Origin of the sequence: Pseudomonas cedrina subsp. cedrina (genome assembly GCF_001983175.1) — a bacterium.
Lineage (GTDB): Bacteria > Pseudomonadota > Gammaproteobacteria > Pseudomonadales > Pseudomonadaceae > Aquipseudomonas > Aquipseudomonas cedrina.
Window position 1 is genome coordinate 185423 of record NZ_MNPW01000013.1, and the last position, 25827, is coordinate 211249.

Genomic DNA, 25827 nt, shown 5'->3' on the forward strand with positions numbered 1-25827 from the left:
GGATAAAAACTGGAGAACGCCCATGAAAGTCATCATCGCCCCCGACTCGTTCAAGGACAGCCTGAGCGCCGAAGGCGTCGCCCACGCCATTGCGGCAGGGTTGGCCCAGGTCTGGCCGGACGCACAGGTGACCCAATGCCCGATGGCGGACGGTGGTGAAGGCACGGTGGATTCGGTGCTGGCGGCGTGCAATGGCCAGTTGCGCCATCACACTGTGCGGGGCCCGCTGGGTGCACCGGTTCAAGCGCATTGGGGCTGGTTGGCCGACAGCCACACCGCAATCATCGAAATGGCCGAAGCCAGTGGGCTGCAATTGGTGCCGCCGGGGCAACGTGATGCCTGCAAAACCACCACCTATGGCACCGGCGAGCTGATCCGCGCCGCTCTGGACCAGGGTGCGCAGCGCATCATTCTGGCGATCGGCGGCAGCGCCACCAACGACGGCGGCGCGGGTGCGATGCAGGCCCTCGGCGTGCAGCTGTTCGACGCCGAAAACCGCAGCCTCGCACCCGGCGGCCTCGCATTGGCCGGCCTGGCTCGCATCGAGCTGGAACAGCTCGACCCACGCCTGGCCCAGGTCCGCTTTGAAATCGCCGCCGACGTAAACAACCCGCTGTGTGGGCCCCACGGTGCCTCTGCTATTTTTGGCCCGCAGAAAGGCGCCAGTCCCGAGCAGGTGCAACAGCTGGACGCCGCCCTGGGTCACTTCGCCGACCATTGCGCCAAGGTGCTGCCCAAGGATGTGCGCGACGAACCCGGCAGCGGCGCCGCCGGCGGCCTGGGTTTTGCGGCGAAGGCTTTTCTGGGCGCGCAGTTCCGCGCCGGTGTAGAGGTGGTGGCCGAACTGGTCGGCCTGGAGCAAGCCGTGCGCGGCGCCGACCTAGTGATCACCGGCGAAGGCCGCTTCGACGCCCAGACCCTGCGCGGCAAAACCCCCTTTGGCGTGGCGCGCATCGCACAACAACATGGCGTGCCGGTGATCGTCATCGCCGGTACCCTCGGCGAGGGCTACGAACAGATGTATGCCCATGGTGTGGACGCCGCCTTCGCCTTGCCATCCGGCCCCACGAGCCTGGAGCAGGCATGCAGCGAGGCACCGCGCTTGTTGCAGGCGCGAGCGGCCGATATCGCGCGGCTCTGGCGCGTGGCAACACGAGCTCGATAGAGCGCCGACAACCCTGCTGCCGGGATAGCTGTCAATGCTTTAAAGTACTTGGCCACTTGTTTTTCAAAGGACGAAACACAATGCACCCGCCAGAACCCGCTATCGTCATCCAGCGCTTCACCGAAGCCCACCTTGAAGGCGTCGCTGCGCTCTATAACGAGCCGGCCGTGTGCCGCCAGGTATTGCAGATGCCTTTCCAGTCCATAGAAGTGTGGCGCAAGCGCCTGGTGATGGACAATGAGCGACGGCTGCAGTTGGTGGCTGTGCACGGCGGTGAAGTGGTCGGCCAGCTTGGCCTGGAACAGTACCTGCGCGTGCGCCAGGCCCATGTCGGTTCGTTCGGCATGGGGGTGGCGACGGCATGGCAGGGCAAGGGGATCGGCTCGCGTCTGCTGACGGCCGCGCTGGACGTGGCCGACAACTGGATGAACCTGCACCGCGTGGAACTCACGGTGTACGCCGACAACCAGGCGGCGCAGGCGCTGTACCGCAAGTTCGGTTTTGAGGTCGAGGGCGTGCTGCGCGATTACGCCGTGCGTGACGGCCGGTTTGTCGACACCGTGAGCATGGCACGCCTGCGCACGCCGGCTTAGTCCTGCAAGGCAAACGCCACCGCAGCCTTCGCATGCAGCTCGGTGGTGTCGAGCAGCGGCAGGTCGCTGTGTTCGGGTTTGATCAGCAGGCTGATCTCCGTGCAGCCGAGGATGATCGCCTGGGCGCCGCGTGCGGCCAGGGATTGGATCACGCCCTGGTAGACCTTGCGTGAGGCATCGCTCATCACGCCGACACACAACTCCTCATAAATGATCCGGTGCACGGCCTGGCGCTCCTGCGCCTCAGGCACCAGCACCGTCAGGCCCTGTGCCGTCAGGCGCGCTTTGAGAAAATCCTGCTCCATGGTGAACGCAGTGCCGAGCAGGCCGACCGTGAGCGTGCCGGCCTGCACCGCCGCCGCGCCGGCGGCATTGGCAATATGCAGAAACGGAATCGACACCGCCGCTTCGATACGCGGCGCAACCAAGTGCATGGTGTTGGTACACAGCACCACACACTCGGCACCACCGGCCTGCAAGCGACGCGCGGCCGCTTCCAGGATCAGCGCGGCGTCATCCCAGCGACCGGCATGTTGAGCCTGTTCCACCGGGCCGAAATCCACGCTGTACATCAACAGTTGCGCCGAGCGCAGCGGGCCAAGCCTGTCGCGCACGCATTGGTTGATGATGCGGTAGTACTCGGCGCTGGACTCCCAGCTCATGCCGCCAATAAGACCAATGGTGCGCATGCGATGCTCCTGACAAAGGAAAGTCGCTTCACCTTACCCATCGGCGGCGGATTCGTCATACGCAGTTGACCGCCAAATGACCGGTGCAGTGTGTGATGCCTGGCTGGCCCAGGTTTTAAGCCGTACGCTGAGCCGCCGCATCTGCCATGATCGGGCTTTGAAATTTGGTTCACCCAAGGAAATCCGCAATGGACGATGTACAGCAACTGGGCGAGATGCTTCGTCATTACGCCGATAGCGAAGCGCATAAAAAACAGCAATTCGACCTGCAGTCGGCCCGCTGGGCACAAAAGCTCGCTGAGCTGTTCGGGCAGATCGAGCTGTGGCTGGCGCCGGTGAAGACCGTGGGGCTGCTGGACGTTCATCGTGAAGCCTACGTGGCCAGCGGCCCGAGCGTGCCGGTGGAGACGTCGCCGTTCAAGACCGAGAAACTCACCGTGCAGATCACCGGCAAATCCGTGGAGTTCGTGCCGGACGTGATGGGCGCCGGCGGCTTGATCTCTGTGTCTGTCATGGGCTTGACCGCGGCACGCCACGGCAGCGTTTCACTGGTGCTGCCCGCGGATAAAAACGATTGGCTGTGGAAGAAGACCAACGGCCTGAAAGACCCGGACACCTTTGGCTTCGACGCCAACTTCCTGGCCTCGCAGTTGCAGAGCCTGATTCCGCGCGAACGCGCCTGAGGTTTGCGCCTACCTGTCGAGCCGGCGTAGGAAACAGAGCTATTTTCCAGGAATTGGCTATACCTACAGCTCAACGTTCCAACGCCGACCGCCAGGGAGTTCGAAGATGAGACTTGGGCAAATGATGACCGTGCTGTGCGTCGCCTCGCTTGGGCTGGCGGGCTGCGCCAGCAAGGTGACGCAACCGGATGAATACTCCGGGTTTCTCTCCGACTACAGTCAACTCAAGCAAGCCAAGTCGCCGTCCGGCGCCGAAGTGATGCGCTGGGTCGATCCCAAGCTCGACCTGAGCCGCTACAGCGCGGTGTACGTCGAACCGACGCAGTTCTACCCCAAGCCCCAGGCCACCGCGAAGATTCCGGACAGCACCCTGCGTGGTATCAACGATGACTTCAACCGCGCGCTCAAGCGCGAGTTGGCCAAGTCGCTGCCTCTGGCTGACGGGCCCGGGCCAGGCGTGATCGTGGTGCGCGCGGCAATCACCGCAGTCAGCAGCAAGACCGAAGGGCTCAAGCCCTATGAGTTTGTTCCCGTGGCACTGGTGGCGGCGGCGGTCAGTACCGGTACAGGCATTCGCGACCAGGAAACCACGTTGGGCACCGAGGCGCAGTTCCTTGATGGCGCCAGCGGCAAAGTGTTGGCCCAAGTGGTGCGCAAAGGCACCGGCAAGCCGTTGGCCAACGACTCGCAAGTGATGCGGGCCGACGATATGAAAGGGGTTGTCGATGGCTGGGCGGCGGACTTGCACCAGTCCTACCTGAAACTGAAAAAACGCTGAACTCTAAACGCAAGTCTGGCCGGCGGGCTGTGGCAACCGCCGGCCAGGTGGCGCTACTTGAGCGGCGTCAACGGCGGCAGCTTCCACTGGCCACTGTTCACTTGCGGCTCAGGCAGGTACATGCGCAGTACCGCGTAGAAGGGCGCGGGCGGCGCCGGCAGCCAGTTGCTCTGTTCAGCCTTCGGCGGTTCGTGATGCTGCAGCGCCAGCGTCAGGCCGCCGTCGGCGTCCCACTTGAGGTCCGGCAGCATGCGCGAATTGATCTGGTAGCGTTTCTTGTGGTTGGGCACCAGTTGGTGGGTCTTGGCGTCGTACAGGGTCAGGGACCAGAACGCATCCGCCGGGGGCAATTGGTCCTTGGCGAAATGCACGGTGTAGCTATGGCGCGCGCCGTTGGCGGGTTTGCCCTCGCTGTCGTCAACATAGGTAAAGGACGCAAACTCGTCGCTGGAACCGCCGAACAGACCCAGGTTGGCCCCGGCATAACGATACAGATAGTTGTTTTTCAGGCGGTCGCGGCTGCCATACAGCTCGCCGCTGGACACTTGGCGTGTGTCAACCCGCTCCTTTTTGAACGCGGCAAACGCTGCCTGGCCGTCGGCGATGCCATCTTCCAGCGCTTTGCGCTGTTCGGCGCTCAGTTGGTTGACCTTGAACGGGGCCCCCGGCGCGATACCGATACTGGCGAACCGTGCCAGCAGCTCTTTTTCGCTGTCCTGGGGCGCCGCGAAGGCGAGCATGAAGTTCAGGTAGCGGAACAGTTGCGGGCTGTCGCTCATGGTCGCCGTGGGCTTGGGCCATTCGATGCGGGCGGCCCTGGCCGGTGGCGCCTGCTTCACGTAGCGGCTCAGCGGCTGCACGGTGTAGCCGTTCTGGATCTGCTTGACCTTGTTCAGGTCCTTTTCATCAAACACCTGGGTGCGATACAGGGCGTAGGCGATATTGCTTTCGCTGTAGACCACCCGGTCCACGTCCACGGGCTGCTGACCTTTCCAGTCGGGGCCGGCGATCATGTAGTGGCCGCCGTTGTTGCCGGTGCTGCGGGTGCCCAGGTACGCGATGTTATGCGTGTAGAGGTCGATCAACTGCACCGAGTCATAACGGTTGTCTTCTATCTTGGGCAGCGTCAGCACCAGGGGCTCGGTGCGCAGGTCCATCCAGACGAAGGAGAGCGACGTATCCGGGTTGGGTGTCGCGACGGCCGTGTCTTTCGGGGTCAGCGCCTGCGCGCCATGGCCGATATGGTTCAGCGGCGCCTTGAAGTTGGCACCGCCCTTGTCGACGGCCTGGGTGTAGAGCGTCTTGTACATCTCCACCACCGGGAAGCCATACAGGTAGGCGTCCTTGGCAATGGCCCGCGCTTCACTCGGCGTCGCGGTGAAGTCGGCCCAGGCGCCGGTGCTGACGAGTATCGAGAGGCTCGCCAACAGCAGGCGCGTCGGTTTTCCAATCATGATGTTGCGTCCTTCCAAGAGTGCTTTTATGGGGCGGGCGATAAAGCGCAGAGTTTCCGGTTTTCCGCGTCGCAGGTCACGCAAATCTCTACGCACCTGACACAAAAATGCCGCCCAGGCAGGCGGCATTCGAGCGACGCTAGCGTCAAGGCAGCATGGACTTGACCTTGTCACGCAACTGATCGATGGAAAACGGCTTGGCGATCACCTGCATGCCGGCCGGCACCTCAATGTTTTCGGCATAACCGCTGGCGAACAGGATCGGCAGGGCAGGGCGCAGTTCGCGCACCTTGGTTGCCAGTTGCTTGCCGTCCATGTCCGGCAGGCCGACGTCGGTCATCATCAAGTCGATGACCTGTGCGGTGTTTCGCACCTGCGCCAGCGCTTCTTCGGCATCGGCGGCTTCCAGTACGCTGAATTCCAACTCCTCCAGAACATCGACGATCAGCATGCGCACGATGGCATCGTCTTCGACGACAAGGATGGTGGAGGTGACTGCGGACATAATATGGGTTTCCCAAAAAAGGCGAGGTTTACACGCGGCCGTTCTGACAGGCCTCTTCCTTGAGTAAGCGCGCACTCATGACAAGTTCCCGCCGGCCGTAAAAACAATGCGATACAGAAGACCAGAGAGAATAGCCGGTTCTTTCGTAGGAATCTGTACAAAACCGTCCTGGAAAAATGGTCTTGCCTGCCACTTTGGGGCAAACTTCCGGTTTTTCCACCTTTGGCCAAGGCATGCCCATGACTCCCGCGTCGTCCGTCGATGAAAAGAGCTTTCGTACCCTACTGAGCCGAAACGTTGCGCTGCCCCTGGGTGTGGGCGTGCTCAGTGCGGTGTTTTTCGTCTGCCTGATCACCTATTTGTTGTCGGTGATCCAATGGGTCGAGCACACCGACCGGGTGATCAATAACCTCAATGAGACGTCCAAGCTGACCGTCGACCTGGAAACCGGCATGCGCGGGTTCCTGATCACCGGTGATGAGCACTTCCTCGACCCTTACGAGGTGGCCAAGCCGCGCATCATTGCCGACCTGCGCAACCTGCAGGAGCTGGTGGCGGATAACCCCCAGCAGGTGGACCGCCTCAAGCGCCTGGAAGCCTTGCAGGTGGAGTGGAACAAATACGCCCAGTCGATGATTGATATGCAGCGCAACAGCGGCGATTACCGCAGCGCGGTCAAGGCAGGTCGCGGCAAGCGCCTGACTGACGAAATCCGTAGGGAATACGACGATGCGGTGGCGATGGAGCAGCAGTTCCGCATCACGCGCAATGCCGAAGTCACGCGCACCACGGTGATCAGCGTCACTTTGTACCTGGTGTTTGTGCTCGGCCTGAGCGGCTTGCTGGCGTATATCGGTCGAAAGAATTTGGTAGCCTTGTCAGACAGTTACAGCGCAAACCTCGCGTCACAAAAGAAGATCGCTCGACGCCTGGAACAGCAAGCCTGGCTGCGCAACGGCCAGACTGAACTGGCCGAACAGGTGCTCGGCCAGCTCACCTTGAACATGCTCGGGCGCAACATCCTGCAGTTCTTTGCCCAGTACATGGGCTCGGCCGTGGCCGCGCTGTATGTACGTGAAGAACACGGCGGCCTGCGGCGCGTGGCCACCTATGGTTTCTCCCGTGACCAGGAACAGCAGGAGCAGGCGATCTACAGCGACGAAGGCATCATCGGCCAGTCGGCCCAGCTGGATCGCCTGATTCGCCTCGATGATGTGCCGGTGGACTACTTCAAGGTCAGCTCCGGCCTGGGCGAAGGGCATACCCGCAGTGTGCTGGTCGTGCCCACCACGGATGATGACCGCGTCAACGGTGTGATCGAGCTGGGCTTCCTGCGCCCGCTTGAGGAGCGTGATGAAGAGCTGCTGGAGCTGATTGCCGGCAATATCGGCACCTCCATCGAAGCCGCGCGCTATCGCCAGCGCCTGCAGGAGGTGCTCGCCGAGACCCAGCAGCTCAACGAAGAGCTGCAAGTGCAACAGGAAGAGCTCAAGACGGCCAACGAAGAGTTGGAAGAACAGTCGCGCATCCTCAAGGAGTCCCAGGCCCACCTGGAAACCCAACAGGCCGAGTTGGAGCAAACCAACGAGCAACTGGCGGAACAGACCGAAACCCTGGCCGAACAGCGCGACGCCATGGACCGCAAGAACATCGAACTCAACCGCGTGCAGCTGGAACTGGAAGACCGCGCCGACGAATTGCAGCGCTCCAGCAAGTACAAGTCCGAATTCCTCGCCAACATGTCCCACGAGCTGCGCACGCCGCTCAACAGCTCGCTGATCCTGGCCAAGTTGCTGGCCGAGAACCCCCAGGAAAACCTCAGCGCCGAACAGGTCAAGTTTGCCGAGTCGATCTATTCGGCCGGCAACGACCTGCTCAACCTGATCAACGACATCCTGGATATTTCCAAGGTCGAAGCCGGCAAGCTCGAGGTGCGTCCGGAAAATTCCAGCGTGGCGCGACTGGTCGACGGCCTGCGCGGCATGTTCGAACCGCTGGCGGCCGATCGAAAGCTGGCCTTCCAGGTCGAGGTGCAGGAAGACGCACCGGGCATGCTGTTTACCGATCGCCAGCGCCTGGAGCAGATACTCAAGAACCTGCTGTCCAACGCGATCAAGTTCACCGAACAGGGCGAAGTCAGCCTGTCGGTGTCGCGCGCACCTGGGGAGGGCATTGCCTTTACCGTGCGCGATTCCGGCATCGGCATTGCGCCGGACCAGCAGGAAAGCATCTTCGAGGCCTTCCGCCAGGCCGACGGCACCACCAACCGCCGTTACGGCGGCACCGGCCTGGGCCTGTCGATCTCGCGCGACCTGGCCACCTTGCTCGGCGGTTACATCAGCGTCGCCAGCGAACCCGGCAAGGGCAGCGTGTTCACGCTGGTCCTGCCGGAGCAGTATGTCGAGCGCGAGGAAGACGCCGCGCCGGTCGAGCAGCCGCGCCAAGTGGTGGTAGCACCCGCGCCCGCGCCGATCAAGGCGGCGCCGCTGCCGGTGGTCGAAACCAAGCAAATCCCGCGTTTCGCCGATGATCGCGACAAGGCCCCGTTCACCACCCGCTGCATTCTGGTGGTGGAAGACGAGCCGAACTTCGCCCGTATCCTCTTCGACTTGGCCCACGAACTGGGCTACAACTGCCTGGTGGCCCATGGCGCGGACGAAGGCTACAGCCTGGCCGAGGAATATATTCCCGACGCGATCCTGCTGGACATGCGCCTGCCGGACCATTCCGGGCTGACGGTGCTGCAACGCCTGAAAGAACATGCCAATACCCGGCACATCCCGGTGCATGTGATTTCCGTGGAAGACCGCGTCGAAGCCGCCATGCACATGGGCGCCATTGGGTATGCGGTCAAACCGACCACCCGCGAAGAACTCAAGGACGTGTTCGCCCGCCTGGAAGCCAAGCTGACCCAGAAGGTCAAGCGCGTGCTGCTGGTGGAAGACGACGACCTGCAACGTGACAGCATTGCCCGTCTGATCGGTGACGACGATATCGAAATCACCGATGTCGGGTACGCCCAGGCCGCCCTCGACCTGCTGCGCACCCACGTCTACGACTGCATGATCATCGACCTCAAGCTGCCGGACATGCTCGGTAACGAGCTGCTCAAGCGCATGGCCACCGAGGACATCTGCTCGTTCCCGCCGGTTATCGTCTACACCGGGCGTAACCTGACCCGCGATGAAGAGAACGAGCTGCGCAAGTATTCGCGCTCGATCATCATCAAGGGCGCCCGCTCGCCGGAGCGCTTGCTGGACGAGGTCACACTCTTTCTGCACAAAGTCGAATCCCAGCTGTCCCATGATCGCCAGAAGATGCTCAAGACCGCGCGCAGCCGTGACAAGGTGTTCGAGGGCCGCAAGATCCTGCTGGTGGACGACGATGTGCGCAACATCTTTGCCCTGACCAGTGCCCTGGAGCACAAAGGCGCGGTGGTGGTGATCGGGCGTAACGGGCGTGAAGCCATCGACAAACTCAATGAAGTCGAGGACATCGATCTGGTGCTGATGGACGTGATGATGCCGGAGATGGATGGCTACGAGGCCACGGCCTTGATCCGCCAGGACCCGCGCTGGAAGAAACTGCCGATCATCGCCGTGACGGCCAAGGCCATGAAGGACGATCAGGAACGCTGCCTTGCGGCCGGTTCCAACGATTACCTGGCCAAGCCGATTGACCTGGATCGTCTGTTTTCATTGATTCGCGTATGGCTACCCAAGATGGAACGCATTTAAGTGGAGCAACGCTTCTTGGAAAAAAGCTTCTTGGAAAAAAGCGGCGACATTGAGCTGCGTCTCTTGATCGAGGCGATTTACCTCAAGTACAGCTACGACTTTCGGGATTATTCCGGGGCGTCGGTGAAGCGCCGCGTGGCCCACGCCCTGCGTCAATTCGACTGCGCGACCATTTCCGCTTTGCAGGAGCGTGTGCTGCACGACCCGGCGGCGTTCATGCAGTTGCTGCAGTTCCTGACGATCCCGGTGAGCGAGATGTTCCGCGATCCGTCGCACTTCCTGGCGATCCGCCGGGAAGTGGTGCCACTGCTCAAGACCTACCCGTCGATCAAGATCTGGATCGCCGGGTGCAGCACGGGGGAGGAGGTGTACTCCATGGCCATCCTGCTGCGCGAGGAAGGTTTACTGGAGCGCACGATCATCTACGCCACCGATATCAACCCGGCGTCGCTGGACAAGGCCAAGCAGGGCATCTTTTCCCTGGAGAACGTGCGGGCCTACACTGCCAACTATCAGCAGGCCGGCGGGCAGCGTTCATTTGCCGACTACTACACCGCAGCCTACGATTACGCGATTTTCGACAAGACGCTGCGCGAGAATGTCACCTTTGCCGATCACAGCCTGGCGACGGACAGTGTATTCTCAGAAACTCAATTAATTTCATGTCGTAATGTATTGATTTACTTCAATAAAAAATTGCAGGATCGCGCGTTTGGATTGTTTCATGAGTCGCTGTGCCATCGCGGCTTCCTGGTGCTGGGCAGCAAGGAAACCCTGGATTTTTCCGCCTACAGCAAACAATTCGAGCCTTTGGTCAAACAGGAACGGATCTACCGAAAATCATGAACGACGCTGCATCCAGCCCCATTCGCGGGATTGAAGCCATCGTCGTCGGCGCGTCCGCCGGCGGTGTCGAGGCGTTGCTGAGTGTTTTTGGTGGGTTACCCAAGGGCTTCGGCCTGCCGATCATTGCCGTGCTGCATTTGCCGGACGAGCGCCGCAGCCAGTTGGCCGAGGTGTTTGCGCGACGCCTTGCGCTGCCCGTGGTGGAAGCCCGTGACAAAGAGTCGATCAAGCCTGGCACCCTGTATTTTGCCGGGCCCGGCTACCACCTGTCGGTAGAGCACGACCGCAGCCTCTCGTTGAGCCAGGAAGACCGTGTGCACCACTCGCGGCCGTCCATCGACTATCTGTTCGAATCCGCGGCGGATGCCTATGGCGCGGGTTTGCTGGCGGTGCTGTTGACCGGCGCCAACCAGGACGGCGCGCGGGGCCTGGCGCAGGTCAAGCGCCAGGGTGGAACCACGGTGGTGCAAGAGCCCACTGAAGCACGGGTCGCGGTCATGCCTCTGGCAGCCCTGGCGCTGCATACACCCGACCATATTCTTACGTTGAGCCGCATTGGCTCATTATTGGCTTCCCTGGAATATTCCCCATGTTAAGTCCTATCCAGGCCAAACTGCTGATCGTCGACGACCTGCCGGAAAACCTGCTGGCCCTCGAAGCGCTGATCAAGCGCGAGGACCGCCAGGTATTCAAGGCCTTGAGCGCCGACGAGGCCTTGTCCCTGTTGCTGGAACACGAGTTCGCCATGGCGATTCTCGACGTGCAGATGCCCGGCATGAATGGTTTCGAACTGGCCGAGCTGATGCGCGGCACCGAAAAGACCAAGAACATCCCGATCGTGTTCGTCAGCGCCGCCGGGCGCGAACTCAACTACGCCTTCAAGGGCTATGAAAGCGGCGCCGTGGACTTCCTGCACAAACCGCTGGATATCCATGCGGTCAAGAGCAAGGTCAACATTTTCGTCGACCTGTATCGCCAGAGCAAAGCCATGAAGCAGCAGGTGGAAGCCCTCGAGCGCAGCCGTCGCGAGCAGGAGTTGCTGCTCACGCGCCTGCAGTCCACTCAGGCCGAGCTGGAGCAGGCGGTGCGCATGCGCGATGACTTCATGTCGATCGTTGCCCACGAAGTGCGCACGCCCCTCAACGGGCTGATTCTCGAGACCCAACTGCGCAAGATGCACCTGGCGCGGGACAACGCCGCGGCGTTCACCCTGGACAAGATGCGCGCCATGGTCGACCGCGATGAACGCCAGATCCAGAGCCTGATCCGCTTGATCGAAGACATGCTCGACGTGTCGCGCATCCGCACCGGCAAATTATCGATACGCCCGGCGCGTTTCGACCTGGCGCAACTGGTGAGCAACCTGGTGGAGAATTTCGCGCCTCAGGTGGCGGCCGCCGAGTCTTCCATGCAACTGGCTATCGAAGGCCCCGTGGAAGGCCATTGGGATGAGTTCCGTATCGAGCAGGTGATCACCAACTTGCTGACCAACGCCTTGCGCTACGGGGCCAAGAGCCCGGTGGAGGTGCGCGTGTACAGCGAACACAGCGAAGCCCGGGTGGAAGTGCGCGACCACGGGATTGGGATCAGCGAGGAAAACCAGAAGCGGATTTTCCAGCAGTTCGAGCGTGTCTCCGCCAGCCAGGTGGCCGCCGGCCTGGGCCTGGGGCTGTTTATTTCCGAGCAGATCGTCACGGCCCATGGCGGTACCATCGAAGTCGAGAGCCGCATAGGCGAGGGCGCCTTGTTCCGCGTGTGTTTGCCGCTCGAAGCGTCGACATGAAATCAATCGTCACCTCGACGCAACCTCTGCGTGACCCCAGGGTCGTAATTGCAGCAATTGACCGGACAAAGGCTTCCCATGAGTGAAGATGCGCAAGATGTCGTTCTGATCGTCGAGGACGACGAATCCATTATGTTTGTGCTGGGCGAATACCTGGCGGGCCTGGGCTATCGCGTATTGAAAGCGATCGATGGGGAGCAGGCCTTCGAGATCCTCGCGACCAAGCCGCACCTGGACCTGATGGTCACCGACTATCGCCTGCCGGGCGGCATCTCCGGTGTGCAGATCGCCGAGCCGGCGATGAAGCTGCGACCGGAACTGAAAGTGATCTTTATCAGTGGGTACCCGCAGGAAATCCTCGACTGCAACAGCCCCATTACGCGCAATGCACCGATCCTGGCCAAGCCGTTCGACCTGGATACGCTGCAAGAGCATATCCAGCGGTTGCTGGCCTGAACCGCCGAGCCTGCCAGGGCTGGGGCGAACCCTGGCAAAGCTGATCCCGTATCAGTCCTTGGCAAAATCGATTATTTCCTTGACCTTGCTTTGGCTGAATACGCCGGCACCGTCGTTGTCGTTGAGCTTGAATGTACCGTCCGGGTAAACCTCTACGCCGGCGGAGCTGGCGTAAGTGACGGACACATCCTTACGTTGCAGCAAGTCCAGCAGGGGTTGCCCTGACTGTTCGCCCTGCTGTCCGATAACGACCGCTACACCTACCACGCTTTTGGTATCGGTGCCGCCGACGAACAAGACCTTGCCACCGCCTTCCAGATCCTTGTTGGCCTGTTGCAGCCAGGCGAACCCATTGCTCGTGCCATTGACCGGCTGACCCAGGTTGCTCCCGGTCAAATGCACCAACGTCCGCTTCTGGTAAACGCCGTCCTTGAGGTTTGACAGCACGACCAGCGCCGAACAGTCGCTGAGGCTGGTCGTTTTCAGGGTGGACACTTGATCGGTGAGTGTGTGGGACTGCCCCATCAGCACCTCGACTGGCCGTGGTGTTATGACCGTGGGTGGTGGCACCGGTATCTGCGGTTTTTTTGGCACGTCAGGCGCAGTGACCGATTTCGATGGGGCAAGTAGCGGCACTTCGGTGAGGTCCTTGACGGTTTTATCGCTGACCCCGGTAGTACTTTTCCACGCGTCATCGTAGACGCTGACTTCGAACTCCAACTTGCTCGGGTCGGCACTGTGGGTCGTGTACTGAACCGGCAACTTTTTATCCGTGAACAGTTTCTCCAGGCCACGTTTCATCGCCTCGGGGCTGTCGAACATGGCGACGCCGAAATTGGGGTCGTAGAAATAGAATTTTTTATTCGACCCCTCGCCCAATGTACCCGCCGCCATTGCGTGGCCCGGCGTGCCAAGCATGAGGCTCCGGGGCTCGCGGGTATTGGTGAGCTCGGCAATAACGTCTTTGTAACCCAATTTTCGGCGTGGCCTGGCAGCATGAAACAGGGTTGGGCCCATCAGTTGTTTCTGTACCGCCGTCAATTGCGCGACGAACTCTCGCGATGCCTGGGTGGCGGGGTTGGCGGCGGCCGTGAACAGGTTGCCGATGAACGTCGCTTCTGCGCCTTGCTCCATGGCGCTGGCCATCAGCCGCGACATGGCCGCGCACTGGCCCTGGGACAGCGGATTGGTCTGGCTGAGGTAGAACACCTGCGGCGCGGGTATGAAGCGGCCACCGGCGGAGCTGACATGTTCATACACACTATCGACCCCCTTGAAACCGTGTTGCACCGCCAGTCGTTCCTCATGGCGCGCGAGGGTGCCGATCTCTTCTGGGGTCAACCGCCCGCTGGTCGCTAGTTGCCTGATGTCTTCAGTTTTCATTGCCGAGCGAAAACCCTTGACGGCCCGGGGATCGCCTTCGTTGTATCCATGCAGGAAATCCGCGGGGTCATCAGCGTTTTTGTGCTGTTTAACCAGCTCGTCCCAACGCTTACGCAAGTCAGCCGAGTCCTGCGAAACAACCGGGGCCGCGTTGCCCCAGGTGCCCAATTGGGCTTCGGTGGCGCGTAATGAAGGCTGGAAATCATCCAGAGCTTTGCCGTAAGGGCGACCGTTCACGTTGTCGAAGGCATACCATTTACCGTTGGTCAGCACTGCCGTCCCTTCGACAATAGTGTCTTGCAGCTTATAGGTGCCCACCGCGCCCGCATCGAAGTGCTTGCTGGCCTTGAGCAAGTCATAGCTGTCTGCGCTGCCCCGAAGAAGCCGGTAGGCGTGCAGCGTACTTTTTTGCCCACCACGCGCCAGGTTGAACAGCAGTTGGCCGGTGCCGTCCAGGGGGTTCAGGGCGCCGACTGCCGCGCGCCCCATAATCCTGCCGCCCCGTGCAACCCGAGCACTTAACGACGCGCCCGCTTGCAATGCCTTGACACCTTTGGCTGCGGAACCGGCCCCGAGCATGAACCCGAAGGCGTCGAAAGCTAAGTCAGCGATGCCATCGCCTATGTTGCCCTGCTGGAAATTAACGATGGCCGACCGCAAAGGAATAAGGTTGAGCAAGAATTCTCGTCCGGCTTTGTAAAACGGCACCTCGCTCTCAAACGTGGTCCTGCCGCGCGCTTCGCCTTCGTAATGGCGGATGTTCGCATCCTTGACCATGGCCGAACCTATCAAGGCTGTCCGCGCGCTGGAATAGCTCGGTGGGTAGCCTTCCATCGCAGGTCCGACCGGGCTGTCTGCGACTTTCTCAAAGCGTCCGTAGACCTGGCCGTCGCCGCCCAGGCTATCGCCGAGTTCCCAGTGTTCGTCCTGGCGTTGAATCATGTTGTCCTTGAGATTGAGCACGTACGTACGTACCTCGCCCTGGTGCTCGGTCTTGAGATAAAGGCTGTGATCGTTCGGCTTTCGCCGTTCGGGGAATGGCGGGTAACCGCCGCGAGTGATGGATATCTTTCGGGCGATGGTCAGTTTTCCCGACTCGAGGTGCTGGCGGTCATCCAACGGCAGGCTTGCGATCAGGTGTGCGGTCTGCGTCGCGATGGCCTTGTCCATCGCCTCGCAGTAGCCTGCGAAGGTGCTCGAAAATTCTGCTTCGACATTGGGCAATCGATAGCTGCTAGACAGTTGCTTGAGCGGCACATCCGCACTGCTCGAGACCCATGAAGCGCCTATGCCGTCGAGGTTTCCTTGCTGCAGATAAAGGTCGAGCAACGAGTAGGGGCCAGGGTGGTCGCGGCTATCCCTGTACAGTGAAATGCAGCGTTTCTCGAAAGGGATTGCACTGCCATACGCCTGTTTGAGGTGCTTGAGCGCCAGTTCCCGGCGCGTCGGCATTTCACTGGCGTAGGCTTCAGAACCGGCACGTAGCGCCTGGATCTGGGCATTGAATGCAGTGTGCAGTGCACTCAACTGATCTTCTGTGTACTGATCGTTGGCATTACCGCGGATGACCCCGTTGGCAACCCCCCAGTCCTTGAGCGCCGCCTGCTGGGCCGCGTATTCCACTGCCTGGTCTTCTACTGTGATCGGGGCGTGGTCGGCGTGTCGCATGACCTGGGCATAATTCATCCGCGCGGTTGAGCCCGGAGCCTTGGCTTCCAGGCGCGCGACAGCGACCTGCAACGTGACCCAGGCGTGGGAGCCGCATTGCACGCCTGCGGGGATGTCCTTCACCAGAAAAGCCGGTGCCCGGCGTGAAAGCAGCAAATGTGCGGCCACTGACGCCAGTTCGGGGCTAATGTGTTGCTGGCTGGCCAGGTGTGTGGTGAATGCCTGGAGAACCGCTCCGGGTGGCTTGCCGATGTAATCGGCCTTGGCCAGGTCAAACCCGGCGACACTGTTACGTGCTGGCGTTGGCGTAGAGCCCAGCAGGGTTTGTGCGTCAAGGGAGGCGTGCAGCGCCGCGAGCAACCAGTCAGCGTTGGACGACGTAGTGACCACGCCCCCATATTTACGTTGCAGTGTTTCACCCAATGCCTGCCCGGCGGTTGAGGCGATCAGCCGTTCCAGCACCTTGCGCGGTTGCGCCAGCGTGGCCTTGTCCAGCGCAAGGTGGCGGGTCAGCACGTTGAACAGCCCATCCTGCTCAACCCCTGGCAGGGTCTGGATCGGATGGTAATAGAGGCCCAACTGGTCCTCATGACTCAATGGCACGGGCCAGGCCAGGGCACCGCTGAAATTACCGTGCGGCGGGGTGGTCGGCGCAACCGTTCCAAGAGAATCGAACAGGTTCTTCAGCTCATCGTAGGTCGTGGGGACGCGCCAGCCGTTGTCCTCGATAAAGCGCATGAGGCTGACCTCGCTGCCAGGTTCCATGCCTCTCTCGGTACGATAGGCGGAGTCCGTGTCGATTGGCATCGAAGTGGCATGCAGGCAACGTTCGATGACGTCCTTGATCTGCTGTCGGTAGTCGTCCTGGCTCAGGTGGTTCCGATCGGAGAACGGTAATGCGGCCCTTTCACGGGCCGTTTGGCTTAATTCAACGAATTCTTTCAACCCTTCGCCCAGCAATGTGCGCCGGAACGCCTGCCGGTTAGCGATATTGCCTTGCAGTGCTTTCTGGGTTTCGAGGACGTTGTCAAGGAGGGGTGACGGCTTGGCCGCGTGCGACGTGCTTTGCCTAAGAGGCACCAGCGGTACGGTTTCAACCACCTGCATGGTAACGGGAACAGCAGGCAGGCCATGGGCGCTAGAGGTCGTTCTCATCGGCAATCACTCAGTCAAGCTACAGAAGGCGCGCGGTCCGTCTCGACGGGACAGCGCAGCCTGTTGGTGTCGTTGAGTGACTGCCCGATTCCATGCTTATTTACATCAGATCGTTACCATCTGCGTGATCTGGTTGCCGTTCAGGCGCCGGCCTGCCGGATCATCTCCCGTACCTTGGCCGTCAACAGGTCGAACGTAAAGGGTTTGGTAATCAACTGCATGCCCGGGTCCAGGAAGCCGCCGCGCACCGCCGCGTGTTCGGCATAGCCTGTGATGAACAGCACCTTCAGCTCAGGTCGAATCTGGCGACCGATTTCCGCCAGTTGCCGGCCGTTCATCCCAGGCAGCCCTACATCGCTGATCATCAAATCGATGCGCTGGCCCGACTCGATGATCGGCACTGCGCTGTGGGCATCGCCAGCCTCGACATAGGCGTAGCCCAGTTCCTTCAACACGGTACTGACCAGGACACGCACCGCCGGGTCATCCTCGACAATCAATACGGTTTCACCGCGGTTGGCGAACGGCGCCAGCGTGGGGTTGGGCGCTTCAGGGTTGATGATCTCGCCCATATAGCGTGGCAGGAACAGGCTGACGGTGGTGCCCCTGTCGACCTCGCTGTAAATGGTCACATGGCCATGGGATTGACGGGCGAACCCATAGATCATCGACAGACCCAACCCTGTTCCCTGACCAATGGGCTTGGTGGTGAAGAAGGGGTCGAAGACGCGGCCCATGATATTTTCCGGGATGCCGCAGCCGGTGTCGCTGACGCTCAGTTCCACGTAGTCGCCAGGGCTCAAGGAGCCATAGGCGGCGGTGAATACGCTGTCCAGGTGGCGGTTGGTGGTTTCGACCGTAAGCCTGCCGCCACTGGGCATTGCATCGCGTGCGTTGATCACCAGGTTGAGCAGGGCGCTTTCCAGTTGGTTGGGGTCGACTTCGGCTGTCCATAGTTGATCGATCAGGCGCATGTCCAGCTTGATGCTTTCATTGATGCTGCGTTGCAGCAACTCGCCCATCGAGCTGACCAGTTCGTTGATATTGACCGGTTTGGAGTCCAGCGACTGGCGACGGGAAAAAGCCAGCAGGCGGTGCGTCAGGCCGGCAGCGCGGTTGGCGGAAGTGACGCCCAGGTCGATCAGGCTGTCGAGGTCATCCAATTTGCCCCGGGCCACGCGTCTGCGCAGCAGCTCGAGGCTGCCGATGATACCGGTGAGCATATTGTTGAAGTCATGGGCGATACCGCCGGTCAATTGGCCGACGGCTTCCATTTTTTGCGATTGGCGCAGCGCTTCTTCGTTGCTGCGCAGCTGCGCGGTGCGCTCTTCGACCTGCTGCTCCAAGGTCTCTAATGTGCGCTGCAAACGCAGCTCGCTCTGGCTCAGGTCGACCAGGCGGTCGCGCGCCTCGTACTGGCGACGCCGGCCGCGCAGCGCTGCGCTGACCAGGCTGATCAGCGTGACGGGGTGGAAGGGCCGCTCCAGGAACGTCACGTTGCCCAACAGCCCGCTCAAGTGCGATGAGCCGTTTTGTCCGCTGCCGCCATGATGGGTCATCAGCACGATGGGCAAATCCGACCAGGCGGGCTGCTCGTGCAACTGCTCCAGCAACGGCTCCAGATTGGCGCCGCGCAGCGCTTCGGCAGCAATGATCAGCAGCCCGGCGCCTTGCGTCAGCATCTCGCAGAGCCTTTCCAGGTTGTCGGCAATGACGCCGACGTAACCGGCCTCACCGAGCATCATCTGCGCCAGGGAACTGTCACGCCCCAATGGCGCAAGGATGAGCGCGCGTTCGGAAGCAAGGGAACGGGTAGGCACTAGTCCTCGTCCTTGAGCAACGGTGATCCAGCGCCCATGTAGATCGGGATACCCCGCAGCACGCCCTGGAAGTTCTCGAGTGGCTCGCCGACTGTCATGCCAGTATTGCCAATGCGATATTCGCGAATAGTCGATTCATGGGAGCCGGTTCTTTTCTTGATGATGGATATCGCGCGGCGTACCTTGCCCAGCGCCTCGAAGTAACGCAGCAGGATAACGGTATCGGCAAGGTAGGTGATGTCCACCGGCGTTTGCATGTCGCCGACCAGGCCATGCTGAGCAACGGTCATGAACGTCGCCGCGCCGCGCCGGTTGAGGTACAGCAACAATTCGTGCATGTGCAGGATCAGCGCGTTTTCCTCCGGCATCGATGCCTGGTAGCCGTTGATGCTGTCAATCACCACGGTTTTGATCCCGAGTTCATCCACACAACGCCGTACCCGGTGGGAGAACTCGCCCGGCGACAGCTCGGCCGCGTCCACCTGCTCGATCAACAGGTTGCCCGTGGCCTGCATCGCTTGAAGGTCAATCCCCATGTTGTGCATGCGCTCGAACAACAAGCCCAGCTCTTCATCAAAAATGAACAGTGCCGCCTTTTCGCCACGGCCTACAGCGGCGGCGGCGAAGATCATCGAGATCAAGGATTTGCCGGTACCGGCCGGGCCCAGGATCAGGCTGCTTGAGCCCGTCTCGACACCGCCGCCGAGCAAGGCGTCCATTTCAGGGATGCCACTGGACAGGGTCTGGCGGTTGTAACCGCCACGATGTTCGGCCGCCACCAGGCGCGGGAACACATGTATACCGTCGCCCATGATGGTGAAGTCATGGAAACCGCCACGGTACTTTTGCCCACGGTATTTCACCACCCGCACCCGGCGGCGTTCAGCGCCGTAGTTGGGGGTCAGTTCTTCCAGGCGAATCACCCCGTGGGCCACGCTGTGCACGGTTTTGTCGAGGGATTCGGTGGTCAGGTCGTCAAGCAACAGCACCGTAGCTTCGTAGCGCACGAAGTAGTGCTTGATCGCCAGGATCTGCCGGCGATAACGCAGTGAGCTCTGCGCCAGCAAGCGGATCTCCGACAGGCTGTCGAGCACCACGCGGGTCGGTTTGAAGCGCTCCACGGCTTCAAAAATCTGCCGCGTGGCTTCGCCCAGCTCCAGGTCGGAGGAGTACAACAGGCTTTGCTGGTGCTCGGCGTTGAGCAGGCTTTCAGGTGGGGTCAGCTCAAAGATATGGATATTGTCGTCCAGATCCCACCCGTGGGACTTGGCGCCCTGGCGCAGTTCGCGCTCGGTTTCGGACAGAGTGATGTACAACGACGTCTCGCCGTTTTTCGCGCCGGCCTGCAGGAAATGCAGGGCGACGGTGGTCTTACCGGTACCCGGTTCACCTTCCAGCAGGAACAAGTGGCCGCGCGATAGCCCGCCGGAAAGAATGTCATCAAGACCTTCAATGCCGGTGGCCGCCTTTTCACTGAACAGCTCGTTGGGTATAGACAAGGAGTGCCCTCAGGTCACAAACAAATAAGAGCGCACCGCCTTGGGCGCGCCATATTCTCTTGACCGTAGCGGCCCGTGGCCGTTCAACGTTTTGTAGAAATTGCACAACGCAGGCGTGTTCTTGAGCGTCGCCGGCGCAGGGCTAAAGACCTTGCTGCAGCGCGGGATCATCCGGGTTCTGCTGCTCAAGTTGCGCGAGCAGCACCTGCACGTTTTGCAATTGGCCGCTTTCCTTCCAGTAGCTGATCAGCAACACCCGCGCCTTGCGGTTGGCGGGGTGGCGCTGGAGGATTTCTTCGAGTTGGCGTTGGGCGGCTTCGAGTTCCTGCTGAGCGTGCAGGGTGGTGGCGAGGTCGTAGCGGTAATCCTGATTGTCCGGTTCCAGTTCCACGGCTTTGGACAGGCCGAGCAGGGCATAGGGCCGCTCGCCATGGTGCAACAGCCACATCCCCAGCGCATGTTGCAGATAAGCCGATTCCGGGTGCGCCGCCAGCTGGCGCGCCAACAGCTGGCGCGACTCGTCGGTCTTGCCCTGTTTATCCAGCAGCTCGATCTGCGCGACCACGGCCTGCAGGTTGTCCGGCTGCAGGCGCATGGCCTGTTCCAGGGCATGTTGGGCATCCGGTAACTGGGCGCTGTGGATGTACAGCCGCGCCAGTTGAATCCAGCCTTCGGCGGTTTCAGGCTGGGCCTTGAGTGTTTTCACAAACTCATCCAGCACTTGCTGCAACGGCCCGAAATACAGGCTCAGGGTGTCGGGCGACAGGCCAAGCAAGGCGTTGGCGGCGGCAAACCGGACGGTTTGTTCGGGATCATCCAGCACCGGGCCGAGCAACAGCGTGCGCTGGCCGGTGGGCACCAGGCCGACAATGCTATGGATGGCGGCCTCGCGAACCTGCGGTGATGGGCTGCTCAGGTCTTTACCGGCCAGTTTCAAGGCTTGGGGGCTGGGGTAGTTGGGCAGTTCGGCATGCAACGCAGCGCGGCGCTCGGGCGACAGGTCCGGTCGGCCGAGTTGCTGGTACAGCACGCGGGCGGCTCCCGGCTCACCGTTGTGCGCCTGTTTCAAGGCTTTGGAATAACCCTGGGCAATCGCGGGCGCAACCGCGGCCGGCGTGGAGCGGGAGAAATACCAGGTGATCAGCGCAATGGAGAGCAGGGCGCACAGGCCGAGGATGGAGTAACGGCGTGACTTTGACATGCAGGCGTCCGAGAACTTGGGCAGTGAATGCAAAGCCGTCAGCTTCGGTCAGACCACCGCAGGTGTCAAACCCGCATTATGTAGAAACCATGGCCAAAACAGTCAGCCAGCTTGAAGGCTTTGACCATTGCCGCCGTGGCGCCCCGGAGCGAGTATTCCACCCATTCGGACCGTTCAAGGAAACCATAATGCAGATTGAAAACAAGATCTTCCTGGTCAGCGGCGGCGCTTCCGGCCTCGGCGCGGCGACCGCCCGGATGCTGATTGATGCGGGTGCCAAGGTGATGCTGGTGGACCTCAATGCGGATGCGGTGGCGGCCAAGGCCCGGGAGCTTGGCGATAACGCCCGCAGCGCCGTCGCGGATATCAGCCAGGAAGCGGCGGCCGAGGCCGCCGTGCAGGCCACGGTTGCAGCGTTTGGCGGGTTGCATGGGTTGGTCAATTGCGCCGGCGTGGTGCGTGGCGAAAAAATCCTCGGCAAGGACGGCCCCCATGGGCTGGCCAGCTTCGCCCAGGTGATCAACGTCAACCTGATCGGCAGCTTCAACCTGCTGCGCCTGGCGGCGGCGGCCATTGCGCAGACCGAGGCGAATGCCGACGGCGAGCGCGGCGTGATCATCAATACCGCTTCGGTGGCGGCCTTTGACGGGCAGATCGGCCAGGCCGCCTACGCCGCGTCCAAAGGCGCAATTGCCAGCCTTACATTGCCGGCCGCGCGGGAACTCGCGCGCTTTGGCATTCGCGTGATGACCATCGCCCCCGGCATTTTCGAAACGCCGATGATGGCCGGCATGACCCCGCAGGTGCGCGAATCCCTGGCCGCGGGCGTGCCGTTTCCGCCACGCCTGGGCAAACCCGACGAATACGCCGCGCTGGTGCGGCATATCATTGAAAACAGCATGCTCAATGGCGAGGTGATCCGTCTCGACGGCGCCCTGCGCATGGCGGCCAGGTAAGGAGGTTTTTCCATGACAGATCCCATCGTTATCGTCAGCGCCGTGCGTACGCCCATGGGCGGGTTCCAGGGCGACCTCAAGGGCCTGACCGCGCCGCAGCTGGGCGCCGCCGCGATTCGAGCCGCAGTCGAGCGTGCCGGTATCGCCACGGATGCCGTGGACGAAGTGTTGTTTGGCTGCGTACTGCCCGCAGGCCTCGGCCAGGCACCTGCACGCCAGGCGGCCCTGGGCGCCGGGCTGGACAAGGCCACGCGTTGCACCACCCTCAATAAAATGTGCGGCTCGGGCATGCAGGCAGCGATCCTGGGTCATGACGCACTGATGGGCGGCAGCGTTGACGTGGTCATCGCCGGGGGCATGGAAAGCATGTCCAACGCCCCGTATCTGCTGGACCGTGCGCGCAGCGGCTACCGCATGGGCCACGGCAAGGTGCTCGACCATATGTTCCTCGACGGCCTGGAAGACGCCTACGATAAAGGCCGCCTGATGGGCACCTTTGCCGAGGACTGCGCGCTGCATAACGGCTTCAGCCGAGAAGCCCAGGATGCATTCGCCATCGCCTCGCTGACCCGCGCGCAAGAGGCCATTACCCACGGCAACTTTGCCGCAGAGATTGTTCCGCTGCAGGTCACCGTGGGCAAAGAGCAGAAGACAGTCCTGCATGATGAGCAGCCGCCCAAGGCCAGGCTGGACAAGATAGGCAGCCTGAAACCCGCGTTCCGCGAAGGCGGCACGGTGACTGCGGCCAACTCCAGCTCGATCTCGGACGGCGCGGCGGCCTTGTTGCTGATGCGTCAGTCCGAGGCCGAGAAACGCGGGCTCAAGCCCTTGGCAGTGATCCACGGGCATGCGGCCTTCGCCGATGAGCCGGGACTGTTCCCGGTAGCGCCGGTGGGGGCTATCCGCAAACTGATGACCCGGACCGGCTGGAATCTGGATGACGTTGACCTGTTCGAGATCAACGAAGCCTTTGCGGTGGTGAGCCTGGTGACCATGAGCAAACTGCAGATCCCCCACGCCAAGGTCAACATCCACGGCGGTGCCTGCGCCCTGGGCCATCCGATCGGCGCCTCCGGTGCGCGGATCCTGGTGACCCTGCTCTCGGCCCTGCGCCAGAACGGCCTCAAGCGTGGCGTTGCCGCCATCTGCATTGGCGGCGGTGAAGCCACGGCCATGGCCGTCGAATGCCTGTATTGAGGAACCCCGATGCTGCCCAATGACGAACAGCTGCAAATCAGCGACGCGGCCCGGCAATTCGCCCAGGAGCGCCTGAAACCCTTCGCCGCCGAATGGGACCGCGAACACCGCTTTCCCAAGGAAGCCATCGCTGAAATGGCCGAACTGGGCTTTTTCGGGATGCTGGTGCCGGAACAGTGGGGCGGTTGCGACACCGGCTACCTGGCCTACGCCATGGCGCTGGAAGAAATCGCCGCCGGCGACGGTGCCTGCTCCACCATCATGAGCGTGCACAACTCGGTCGGCTGCGTGCCGATCCTCACGTTCGGCAACGACCAGCAGAAAGCGCAGTTCCTCGAGCCCCTGGCCAGCGGCGCCATGCTCGGCGCCTTTGCCCTCACCGAGCCCCAGGCCGGCTCCGACGCCAGCGGCCTGAAAACCCGCGCGCGCCTGGACGGCGACCACTACGTGCTCAACGGCTGCAAGCAGTTCATCACCTCCGGGCAGAACGCCGGGGTGGTAATTGTGTTTGCCGTGACCGACCCGGCGGCCGGCAAGCGCGGGATCAGCGCGTTTATCGTGCCGACCGATTCGCCGGGCTACAGCGTGGCGCGGGTCGAAGACAAACTCGGCCAGCATGCCTCCGATACCTGCCAGATCCTGTTTGAGGACCTGAAGGTGCCCGTTGCCAACCGGCTCGGGCAGGAGGGCGAAGGCTACAGGATTGCCCTGGCCAACCTCGAAGGCGGCCGTGTGGGCATTGCCTCGCAGGCAGTGGGCATGGCCCGCGCCGCGTTTGAAGCGGCCCGCGACTACGCCCGCGAGCGCGAAAGCTTCGGCAAGCCCATCATCGAACACCAGGCGGTAGCTTTCCGCCTGGCAGACATGGTCACGCAAATCGCGGTAGCCCGGCAGATGGTGCATTACGCCGCCGCCCTGCGCGACAGCGGCAAGCCCGCGCTGGTGGAAGCCTCGATGGCCAAGCTGTTTGCGTCGGAAATGGCCGAAAAAGTCTGCTCCGGCGCCTTGCAAACCCTGGGCGGTTACGGTTACCTGAACGACTTCCCCCTTGAGCGGATCTACCGCGACGTGCGGGTCTGCCAGATTTACGAAGGCACCAGCGATATCCAGCGCATGGTCATCTCACGCAATCTCTAAGGAGCCACTACATGAGTTACGAAACCATTTTGCTCGACGTCCAGGGCCGCGTCGGGCTGATCACCCTTAATCGCCCCCAAGCCTTGAACGCCCTGAACGCGCAACTGGTCAGCGAGTTGAACCACGCGCTGGACGGACTGGAAGCCAACCCCGAGATCGGCTGCATCGTGCTGACCGGTTCGAAGAAGGCTTTCGCCGCCGGTGCCGACATCAAGGAAATGGCCGAGCTGACCTACCCGCAGATCTACCTCGACGACCTGTTCAGCGACAGTGACCGTGTGGCCAACCGCCGCAAACCGATCATTGCCGCCGTCAATGGCTTCGCCCTCGGCGGCGGTTGTGAACTGGCCCTGATGTGCGACTTTATCCTGGCCGGTGACAACGCCAAGTTCGGCCAGCCCGAAATCAACCTTGGCGTATTGCCGGGCATGGGCGGCACCCAGCGCCTGACCCGCGCGGTCGGCAAGGCCAAGGCCATGGAAATGTGCCTGACCGGGCGCTTTATCGACGCGGTTGAAGCCGAGCGCTGCGGGATTGTCGCGCGAATCGTGCCGGCCGATGAGCTGCTGGAAGAAGCGCTGAAAGTCGCCACCCTGATCGCCGGCAAGTCGGTGCCGATCAGCATGATGGTAAAGGAAAGCGTGAACCGCGCGTTTGAAGTGAGCCTGTCCGAAGGCGTGCGCTTCGAGCGCCGGGTGTTCCACGCGGCATTTGCGACGCAGGATCAGAAGGAAGGCATGGCGGCATTCGTGGCCAAGCGGGCGCCGGAGTTCAGGGACAAGTAACCCGTTCTCAAGAACTGTGGAGATCAAAATGTGGGAGCTGGCTTGCCTGCGATGCAGACGACTCGGTTCATCAGTCTCACCGAGGCGATGCCATCGCAGCATAGGTATCTACACAACTTTCGACGGTGTGTGGCGAGGGCGGCCTACGGGCCGACCGTTTTTTTGGGTTTGACCGAGTACATATCCGTTGCTGCGGTAACGGCGGCTTAGGGTTCCGCCCTTACGGCCAGCCCTTTCAAGGTCTTTTGGTTTTAGCGGCCTTGAGCACCCGATCCGTCGACACGTGGGCATTCGCAGCTTTGCCTTCAAGCCACTCTTTGGGTTTAGGTACCTTCGG

20 protein-coding genes are annotated in these 25827 nt (G+C 61.6%); 13 read left to right on the forward strand and 7 right to left on the reverse strand.

Going from position 1 to position 25827, the window contains the following annotated elements; all coding sequences use genetic code 11:
• The first annotated feature begins 22 nt into the window (after positions 1-22).
• Positions 23-1165: a glycerate kinase gene (locus tag BLL36_RS24915; protein WP_076954259.1), complete on the forward strand. Its 1143-nt coding sequence runs from the start codon at positions 23-25 to the stop codon at positions 1163-1165.
• Between the two features lie 80 nt (positions 1166-1245).
• On the forward strand, positions 1246-1758 hold the full coding sequence (locus BLL36_RS24920) for a GNAT family N-acetyltransferase (RefSeq protein WP_076954260.1): 513 nt from the start codon (positions 1246-1248) through the stop codon (positions 1756-1758).
• On the opposite strand, the gene BLL36_RS24925 is transcribed toward BLL36_RS24920, so the two are convergent.
• Positions 1755-2447, reverse strand: a complete 693-nt coding sequence (locus BLL36_RS24925; RefSeq protein ID WP_076954261.1) for an aspartate/glutamate racemase family protein — start codon at positions 2445-2447, stop codon at positions 1755-1757. The two genes, BLL36_RS24920 and BLL36_RS24925, sit on opposite strands and share 4 nt — an antisense overlap.
• Before the next feature lie 188 nt (positions 2448-2635).
• Between BLL36_RS24925 and BLL36_RS24930 the strand changes: the two genes are divergently transcribed.
• The gene (locus BLL36_RS24930) at positions 2636-3130 is read left to right on the forward strand and encodes a hypothetical protein (protein WP_076954262.1); all 495 of its coding nucleotides are present in this window, start codon (positions 2636-2638) and stop codon (positions 3128-3130) included.
• Positions 3131-3236: 106 nt separating this feature from the next.
• Positions 3237-3908: a DUF3313 domain-containing protein gene (locus BLL36_RS24935; RefSeq protein ID WP_076954263.1), complete on the forward strand. Its 672-nt coding sequence runs from the start codon at positions 3237-3239 to the stop codon at positions 3906-3908.
• A 53-nt stretch (positions 3909-3961) separates the two neighbouring features.
• Here the strand turns inward: BLL36_RS24935 and BLL36_RS24940 are convergent, their stop codons facing one another.
• Positions 3962-5362 carry a DUF1254 domain-containing protein gene (locus BLL36_RS24940; RefSeq protein ID WP_076954264.1) on the reverse strand — a complete coding sequence of 467 codons (1401 nt, stop codon included), beginning with the start codon at positions 5360-5362 and terminating at the stop codon, positions 3962-3964.
• Positions 5363-5507: 145 nt separating this feature from the next.
• A complete protein-coding gene (locus tag BLL36_RS24945; RefSeq protein WP_076954265.1) occupies positions 5508-5867 on the reverse strand; it encodes a response regulator in 360 nt (119 codons plus the stop codon).
• Positions 5868-6106: 239 nt separating this feature from the next.
• On the opposite strand from BLL36_RS24945, the gene BLL36_RS24950 reads away from it, so the two are divergent.
• The 5 genes from BLL36_RS24950 (at position 6107) to BLL36_RS24970 (ending at position 12689) form a co-directional block, all read left to right on the forward strand.
• Entirely contained in the window at positions 6107-9604 is a 3498-nt protein-coding gene (locus tag BLL36_RS24950; RefSeq protein WP_076954282.1) for a response regulator, read from the forward strand.
• 15 nt (positions 9605-9619) lie between these two features.
• A complete protein-coding gene (locus BLL36_RS24955; protein WP_186689325.1) occupies positions 9620-10450 on the forward strand; it encodes a CheR family methyltransferase in 831 nt (276 codons plus the stop codon).
• Entirely contained in the window at positions 10447-11046 is a 600-nt protein-coding gene (locus BLL36_RS24960; protein WP_076954266.1) for a chemotaxis protein CheB, read from the forward strand. Before BLL36_RS24955 ends, BLL36_RS24960 begins: the two co-directional genes overlap by 4 nt.
• On the forward strand, positions 11040-12233 hold the full coding sequence (locus tag BLL36_RS24965) for a hybrid sensor histidine kinase/response regulator (protein ID WP_076954267.1): 1194 nt from the start codon (positions 11040-11042) through the stop codon (positions 12231-12233). Before BLL36_RS24960 ends, BLL36_RS24965 begins: the two co-directional genes overlap by 7 nt.
• Before the next feature lie 78 nt (positions 12234-12311).
• Positions 12312-12689, forward strand: coding sequence for a response regulator (locus BLL36_RS24970; protein WP_049713300.1), 378 nt, complete (start codon positions 12312-12314; stop codon positions 12687-12689).
• Between the two features lie 51 nt (positions 12690-12740).
• On the opposite strand, the gene BLL36_RS24975 is transcribed toward BLL36_RS24970, so the two are convergent.
• The 4 genes from BLL36_RS24975 to BLL36_RS24990 all read right to left on the reverse strand — a co-directional run bounded on the left by BLL36_RS24975 (position 12741) and on the right by BLL36_RS24990 (position 21415).
• On the reverse strand, positions 12741-16895 hold the full coding sequence (locus tag BLL36_RS24975) for a hypothetical protein (RefSeq protein ID WP_130925996.1): 4155 nt from the start codon (positions 16893-16895) through the stop codon (positions 12741-12743).
• Positions 16896-17035: 140 nt separating this feature from the next.
• Positions 17036-18715: an ATP-binding protein gene (locus BLL36_RS24980; protein WP_076954269.1), complete on the reverse strand. Its 1680-nt coding sequence runs from the start codon at positions 18713-18715 to the stop codon at positions 17036-17038.
• On the reverse strand, positions 18715-20214 hold the full coding sequence (locus tag BLL36_RS24985) for an ATPase domain-containing protein (protein ID WP_076954270.1): 1500 nt from the start codon (positions 20212-20214) through the stop codon (positions 18715-18717). The genes BLL36_RS24980 and BLL36_RS24985 overlap by 1 nt, the downstream gene beginning before the upstream one ends.
• Positions 20215-20356: 142 nt before the next feature.
• Positions 20357-21415, reverse strand: a complete 1059-nt coding sequence (locus tag BLL36_RS24990; protein ID WP_076954271.1) for a tetratricopeptide repeat protein — start codon at positions 21413-21415, stop codon at positions 20357-20359.
• 188 nt (positions 21416-21603) lie between these two features.
• Between BLL36_RS24990 and BLL36_RS24995 the strand changes: the two genes are divergently transcribed.
• From BLL36_RS24995 to BLL36_RS25010, 4 genes are read left to right on the forward strand one after another with little or no spacing between them, the layout of a single operon-like run.
• Positions 21604-22371, forward strand: a complete 768-nt coding sequence (locus BLL36_RS24995; protein ID WP_076954272.1) for an SDR family NAD(P)-dependent oxidoreductase — start codon at positions 21604-21606, stop codon at positions 22369-22371.
• A gap of 12 nt (positions 22372-22383) precedes the next feature.
• Complete coding sequence (locus tag BLL36_RS25000) at positions 22384-23568, forward strand: acetyl-CoA C-acyltransferase (protein ID WP_076954273.1); 1185 nt, start codon at positions 22384-22386, stop codon at positions 23566-23568.
• A 9-nt stretch (positions 23569-23577) separates the two neighbouring features.
• Complete coding sequence (locus tag BLL36_RS25005) at positions 23578-24705, forward strand: acyl-CoA dehydrogenase (RefSeq protein ID WP_076954274.1); 1128 nt, start codon at positions 23578-23580, stop codon at positions 24703-24705.
• An 11-nt stretch (positions 24706-24716) separates the two neighbouring features.
• Positions 24717-25490 carry an enoyl-CoA hydratase gene (locus BLL36_RS25010; protein WP_076954275.1) on the forward strand — a complete coding sequence of 258 codons (774 nt, stop codon included), beginning with the start codon at positions 24717-24719 and terminating at the stop codon, positions 25488-25490.
• Positions 25491-25827: the final 337 nt, after the last annotated feature.

Excerpts from the sequence above, each read along its gene's own strand:
- BLL36_RS24915 (WP_076954259.1), top strand. The coding sequence starts at position 23 with ATGAAAGTCATCATCGCCCCCGACTCGTTCAAGGACAGCCTGAGCGCC.
- BLL36_RS24920 (WP_076954260.1), top strand. The coding sequence starts at position 1,246 with ATGCACCCGCCAGAACCCGCTATCGTCATCCAGCGCTTCACCGAAGCC.
- BLL36_RS24925 (WP_076954261.1), bottom strand. The coding sequence starts at position 2,447 with ATGCGCACCATTGGTCTTATTGGCGGCATGAGCTGGGAGTCCAGCGCC.
- BLL36_RS24930 (WP_076954262.1), top strand. The coding sequence starts at position 2,636 with ATGGACGATGTACAGCAACTGGGCGAGATGCTTCGTCATTACGCCGAT.
- BLL36_RS24935 (WP_076954263.1), top strand. The coding sequence starts at position 3,237 with ATGAGACTTGGGCAAATGATGACCGTGCTGTGCGTCGCCTCGCTTGGG.
- BLL36_RS24940 (WP_076954264.1), bottom strand. The coding sequence starts at position 5,362 with ATGATTGGAAAACCGACGCGCCTGCTGTTGGCGAGCCTCTCGATACTC.
- BLL36_RS24945 (WP_076954265.1), bottom strand. The coding sequence starts at position 5,867 with ATGTCCGCAGTCACCTCCACCATCCTTGTCGTCGAAGACGATGCCATC.
- BLL36_RS24950 (WP_076954282.1), top strand. The coding sequence starts at position 6,107 with ATGACTCCCGCGTCGTCCGTCGATGAAAAGAGCTTTCGTACCCTACTG.
- BLL36_RS24960 (WP_076954266.1), top strand. The coding sequence starts at position 10,447 with ATGAACGACGCTGCATCCAGCCCCATTCGCGGGATTGAAGCCATCGTC.
- BLL36_RS24965 (WP_076954267.1), top strand. The coding sequence starts at position 11,040 with ATGTTAAGTCCTATCCAGGCCAAACTGCTGATCGTCGACGACCTGCCG.
- BLL36_RS24970 (WP_049713300.1), top strand. The coding sequence starts at position 12,312 with ATGAGTGAAGATGCGCAAGATGTCGTTCTGATCGTCGAGGACGACGAA.
- BLL36_RS24975 (WP_130925996.1), bottom strand. The coding sequence starts at position 16,895 with ATGAGAACGACCTCTAGCGCCCATGGCCTGCCTGCTGTTCCCGTTACC.
- BLL36_RS24990 (WP_076954271.1), bottom strand. The coding sequence starts at position 21,415 with ATGTCAAAGTCACGCCGTTACTCCATCCTCGGCCTGTGCGCCCTGCTC.
- BLL36_RS24995 (WP_076954272.1), top strand. The coding sequence starts at position 21,604 with ATGCAGATTGAAAACAAGATCTTCCTGGTCAGCGGCGGCGCTTCCGGC.
- BLL36_RS25000 (WP_076954273.1), top strand. The coding sequence starts at position 22,384 with ATGACAGATCCCATCGTTATCGTCAGCGCCGTGCGTACGCCCATGGGC.
- BLL36_RS25005 (WP_076954274.1), top strand. The coding sequence starts at position 23,578 with ATGCTGCCCAATGACGAACAGCTGCAAATCAGCGACGCGGCCCGGCAA.
- BLL36_RS25010 (WP_076954275.1), top strand. The coding sequence starts at position 24,717 with ATGAGTTACGAAACCATTTTGCTCGACGTCCAGGGCCGCGTCGGGCTG.